The organism is Streptomyces sp. NPDC059564, assembly GCF_042735575.1.
In the GTDB taxonomy this organism is placed as follows: domain Bacteria; phylum Actinomycetota; class Actinomycetes; order Streptomycetales; family Streptomycetaceae; genus Streptomyces.
The window spans coordinates 1-4,668 of record NZ_JBHWBP010000260.1 but is presented as its reverse complement, the minus strand read 5'-3'; the positions used below and the strand labels follow the sequence as shown (position 1 = coordinate 4,668).

The 4,668-nt window shown below is 70.9% G+C and carries 5 protein-coding genes and 1 pseudogene; 2 read left to right on the top strand and 4 right to left on the bottom strand.

Features of this window, described 5'->3' with window-relative positions; all coding sequences use genetic code 11:
* Together ACFV0Q_RS30665 and ACFV0Q_RS30660 are read right to left on the bottom strand one after the other, a co-directional pair.
* Positions 1 to 462, bottom strand: a 462-nt coding sequence (locus ACFV0Q_RS30665) for a hypothetical protein (RefSeq protein ID WP_385009623.1), incomplete at its 3' end; no start/stop codon positions are given.
* 786 nt (positions 463 to 1,248) lie between these two features.
* Entirely contained in the window at positions 1,249 to 1,947 is a 699-nt protein-coding gene (locus ACFV0Q_RS30660) for a hypothetical protein (protein ID WP_385009621.1), read from the bottom strand.
* 646 nt (positions 1,948 to 2,593) lie between these two features.
* Here ACFV0Q_RS30660 and ACFV0Q_RS30655 point away from each other — a divergent pair.
* Positions 2,594 to 2,902 (top strand): DUF6247 family protein, encoded by a 309-nt coding sequence (locus ACFV0Q_RS30655; protein WP_385009619.1) that lies wholly within the window; start codon positions 2,594 to 2,596, stop codon positions 2,900 to 2,902.
* Positions 2,899 to 3,159, top strand: a complete 261-nt coding sequence (locus tag ACFV0Q_RS30650; protein WP_385009618.1) for a hypothetical protein — start codon at positions 2,899 to 2,901, stop codon at positions 3,157 to 3,159. Before ACFV0Q_RS30655 ends, ACFV0Q_RS30650 begins: the two co-directional genes overlap by 4 nt.
* A 30-nt stretch (positions 3,160 to 3,189) precedes the next feature.
* On the opposite strand, the gene ACFV0Q_RS30645 is transcribed toward ACFV0Q_RS30650, so the two are convergent.
* Both ACFV0Q_RS30645 and ACFV0Q_RS30640 read right to left on the bottom strand, forming a co-directional pair.
* Complete coding sequence (locus tag ACFV0Q_RS30645; RefSeq protein WP_385009616.1) at positions 3,190 to 3,771, bottom strand: hypothetical protein; 582 nt, start codon at positions 3,769 to 3,771, stop codon at positions 3,190 to 3,192.
* A gap of 672 nt (positions 3,772 to 4,443) precedes the next feature.
* Positions 4,444 to 4,668: pseudogene (locus ACFV0Q_RS30640) on the bottom strand (hypothetical protein); the annotation flags it as partial.

The following is a 4,668-nucleotide window of genomic DNA, read 5'->3' as shown; positions in this document are numbered from 1 at the left end:
GGTCCCGGAGAGCGGGTGGCGCTGGTGGTCGTCGCCGCGGACCTCGGCCTGGGCCTCGACGCGGTCGTCCGACTGCTGGGTGATGTGGTGGGCCTTGAGGTTGGCGACGGAGACCCGCCAGCGCACGTCGCCGAGGTCCAGCCCGAAGCCGGCGAGCACGTCGGTGGTGAGGGCCCCCGTGCGGCTCTCGCCGTCGGCGGTGGTCCAGTTGCCGTGCACCTCGAAGAACGGGCACACCGGCCGCCAGCCGTCCGCGTCCTTGAACCGGACCTTCTGCGGCGTGCGCGTGGTCAGGGTGCCCCCGGCGGCGAGGTCGAGGGTCTCCACCGGCTCCACGGTGGTCTTTCCCGTACCGCGCGGGGATAGGTCGCTGGGTCCGTAGCGGTAGTTGTCGCAGGGTACCGGCGAGGCACCCAACCGGGCGATGGCGAGGGGTGGTTGAAGCCAGATTCGGTCGATCACCGGCACCTCCTGGCGGGCGTGCCGCCGGCGGGGCGGCGGCGTACGGCCGACCCCGTTACGCGGTCCACCCCGTGCGGTAATGTAACGGGACGTGACGAACGATACGCGATTCGTTACCCTGTGTCACGCGTGACGCGACGGAGGTCGCCGGTTCGCGGCCGACGAGCAGGGGCCCCGGCGTGGAGTTCGCCCCAACCCCTGGGTCGTCCCTTCCGGATCTTGCCGGTCAGGAGCGAGAGGCGCCGAGGCCGCGTGCTGACACGCAGCGAGGGGTCGCGGCTCGTTTCGTCGGTGCACCCCCGAGCCCGCCCCCCCCGGGAGGGCACGCCAAGTCACCGACCCGGTAGACGGGACATGCCGGTGGCCCAGGACAAGCAGAGCCGACTTGGCCAGCGGGAGGGCGGAGTTCGGCCGCCCTGCGGTCACCGCCGAGCCAGTCGCCGAGGCATCCGTCCGCGACACGACAGCACGGCAGCGCTTCGACGACCTCCAGGTGAGCCGACCGCAGACCCTGGAGGCACTCAACGCTCCCGACCGGGGCAGGGAGCTCGCTTCGTCCGGCCTGGAAGGTATGGCGGCCCGGGCCGCGCAGATATCCGCTCAGTCACGCAACGCGCGCTGCCCCCCTGCCCCGGTCGGCCCCGACGGCGGTCCGGCACTCACGGCCCAGGCAGCGGGGCAGGTCCACGGTGGCCAGGTCCACGACGGCCAGGTCCCGCAGAGCGCTCCGCGCCCTGGAACGCGCTGAAGGGCGGGAACCCGGCCGCCGGGTCCGGACCGCAGTGCTCAGGCGCCGGCCGGGACTGCCTCGGCGGGTTCCTGAGCGGTCACCGCGGCTGCCGGAGCGGGGGCCTTCTCGGGCATCGGCCAGGTGTAGAACACGGTGCCCTGCTGGGCACTCTTCTCGAGCACACCCTTCGCCGCGAGCTTCTCCAGAGCGCTGCGGACGACCGGATCCGACTTCGCGCGCTCGGGGTGGGTCCCTTCCAGCTCGGTACGGATCTCGCTCACCTTCTTCGGCTCACCGGGCTGCTGGGAGAGCAGGCTCGCGAGGAGCCGGCCGAGCGTGGGCTCCGCCGCCTTCGCGGTCTCCTTGGCTGCGGCCACCTCCTTCTGGGGCGCCGTCTTCTTGGCAGGGGCCGCAGAGGCCTTCTTGGCGGTGGTCTTCCTGACCGCGGCTTTCTTCACCGGGGCCGCGCCGTCGGTCTTCTTCCCCGCCCGAGGCTGCGGCACGGCCGCCGCCTCCACGCCGCTGTCGGCCTGAGGAGTGGCGCTCACCGGCTCGGCGAGCCCCTGCGGCGACGCCGGCTCGGCGCCGGCAGGAGGCATGGAGTCCAGCGCCGCGGTGAGCCACTTCTCCTCCCTCTGGAGCTGAGTCAGACGCTCGGTGAGCGTCGCCTGCTCGGCCTGGTTGGCTGCCAGGTCGGCGGCCAGCTGCTCCGCGTACTTGGTCTGGATCGGGGTGTTGACCGGCTCATTGGCCACGGCAGTCCTCGCTCCTTCAGGGGATGTTCGTAGGTGCCGGATGCTACTCGCCGCAGGATGGGGCCGGTTGCCGTATCTCACTGCCACGCACGGCAGAGTGGCTGCCGTTGCCATTTCGCGGGGACTCGACGGCACACCGGTACCTCATGTGGGATGGGGAGTGCATCCCCGCCGAGCTGCGGGCTGCCCTCCCGCTACCCGCCACGCGGTCGCTGATCGCGACGGCCTTCCTCCCGCTGTACGGGACACCCGTTTGGTATTCGGCCGACAGCTGCTCGGGCTGCGAGGACTGCTTCCATGCGCGTAGGACAGCCGAACGAACAGGCTCCGGTCAGGTGGGCCTTCCCCCTCGCACGCGAGGTTGAGGAGGAGACCGGCCGGCGGTTCCTTGGCACCACAACCTGGACGGGGGACGATGGCGGTGGACTCCGTCACGAGGCCGACCATCTCATCGAGGTCGACGGCGACTTGGACCACCCCACGCTGGAATGGTCCAGGCGCTCTGCCTACGACTGGCTCAACCCCGACAACCTCGCCCGGACAAGTCCTAGGCCAGAGCTGCTTCCACCGGCCGTGTGCGCTGAACCCCTCCTCCCTCCACCGCTGCGGCGGCTACCGTGGCGGTACAACCTGCCTGGAGGAGCTCGTGAGCGCTCAACCCGCCGACCACGCACCCGTCCCGCCGTACGCGCCCGCGCCCGGGGCCCCGGCCGAACTCCGTGCCCTGCTGCGCGCCGACCGCCGTGCGGACACGTGGGTGCCGGCGTTCGAGCGGGACTGGGCCAAGGCCCTGGAGGATGCCCGCGACTCCTTCAGCCTCACCCCGTTGCACGAGGTGGTGCGTACCTGGCAGTTGCGCGTCGCCGCGGCCCCGGCCGTCGACGCCTTCATGGACTCCGGCCGCGACGAGTCCGGCTTCGTGGATCTGGACGACGTCCTCGGCCGCCGCCGGTGACCGGTCAGCCGTGGGCGGTGCGTCTGTCCCCGCAGGCCGTGAAGACGCTCGCCGAGCTTCCCGACCCGGCCAGGGAGATGGTCCGGGACGTCCTGGACATCGCGGTGCGCTCCCCGTGGGGCTGGCCCCAGTGGAACGCCGGCGATCCGGAGGGCGAGGACGTCCGCGCCGCGTCCGTCGGACAGCTGTCCGTCGTCTACGTGGCCAACCGCCTCACCCGGCACCTGTCCGTCCTGGACATCGTCTGGCTCGGGTAGCAACGTCTTGCCCTCGGCCGTATTGAGGGGTCAGCCGATGTGGACGGTGATCTCGGGGAGGGGTATGTCGGAGAGGTTCAGCTGGAGCCCGGTCAGGGTCAGGTAGGTCTGCGAGTCGGTCAAGGCGGAGGTGGTGGACGGCGCCTGGCTCTTCCCGCGCGTGCTCACCAGCAGGTACCAGCCCCCGCGCTTGTAGCTGCGGGAGGCGTCGGGGCGGTCGCCGTTCGGGTTCAGCGTCCAGCCCTGGCGCTCCAGGTCGGCGCAGATCGCGTTCATCTCCGACTGCGCGGCGGTCTTCTCGCGGACGGCCATCCAGCCCGTCCTGTTCGAGTTGGCGCCGGCCGCACCGGTCGGGCGCCCCTGCGCCGGGTCGAGGCCCGCCGCGCTGACCGCGGTCCGGATCACCTCGTCCACGCTGTCCCGTGTGAGGGGCGGTGATGTGGACTCCGGTGTGGGCGCCGCCGTGGATGGGGACGGCGTGGGCGCGGGCGCGCCCAGGTGGATGCGCCCGTCGTCGTTTATCTGGATGTGGTCCGGCATGACCACGGCGGCCAGACTCACGATCAAGGTCGCGGCCAGCCCGATCCACACCCTCTTCAACAGCGCGTTCAACGCGAAACTCCCCCCGAGTGATCATTCAGAGGGAGTTTCACACAGACTGCCCGCTGCCCGGCAGTCCTTAAGGGGCGGGGCCCGTTGCTTCGTGTCCTCGGAGACTTGCGGGATCGCTTGACCCCACCCAGTCGGGATGAAGGCGGCGCGCACTCGCTCGTCGTCTGTCTCTCCGCTCCAGATCGACGCACACCGACTGCAAGTTGAACCAGCGTCCTCTCGGACTTGCGAGACCGCGCGCGGCGACATCTCCGCCATGCTGCGATTCTCATGAGATGAGGGATCGGGCGCGTCGGTACTGTCACCGGGCTGTATGTGTGCACGTCGCGTGCTGTCATGAAACCGAGAGATCGCACGCAATGTCCATCGGGACGAAAGATAGCGACCGCGCCCGCCAGGTCCGGGACGAGCGATACGCAGGGGAACTTCACACATTCCCGGGGACTGCCCAGGCCCGCCGAACCAGCGGATCGCCAATGCTGTGAAGCCTTGCTGGGCGAGGGTGCGCGCTCGCTCACGTCCGTTGCGCCCGCTGGGCCCTGCCAGAACCAGAACCAGAACGCCGACGTCGCTGCCGCGGGCTGGAGCGACCAGAACGCGGGATGCGGCCCACCCACCACCGCAAACGCGGCACCCCGCCCCCACTCACATGGAGATCTCCATCGTGACGCCCTACATGCCACCTGAGGTGGTCCGGCTGGCGGAGCGGGCGCGGTAGCGCAGCCGCTCCCGTATGAGACGCGCCGCCCGCTCGGGGGCGGCGAGGCAGGCGTCGACGATCTGCAACTCATCCGAGAACGGCTCGGCGCTCAGCAGCACGCCGGCCTCACCGAGAAGGGCGGCGCCGGTGAACGCGGCGTGCATCGCGCCGAGAAGGAGGACGGCCATCGACCGCCC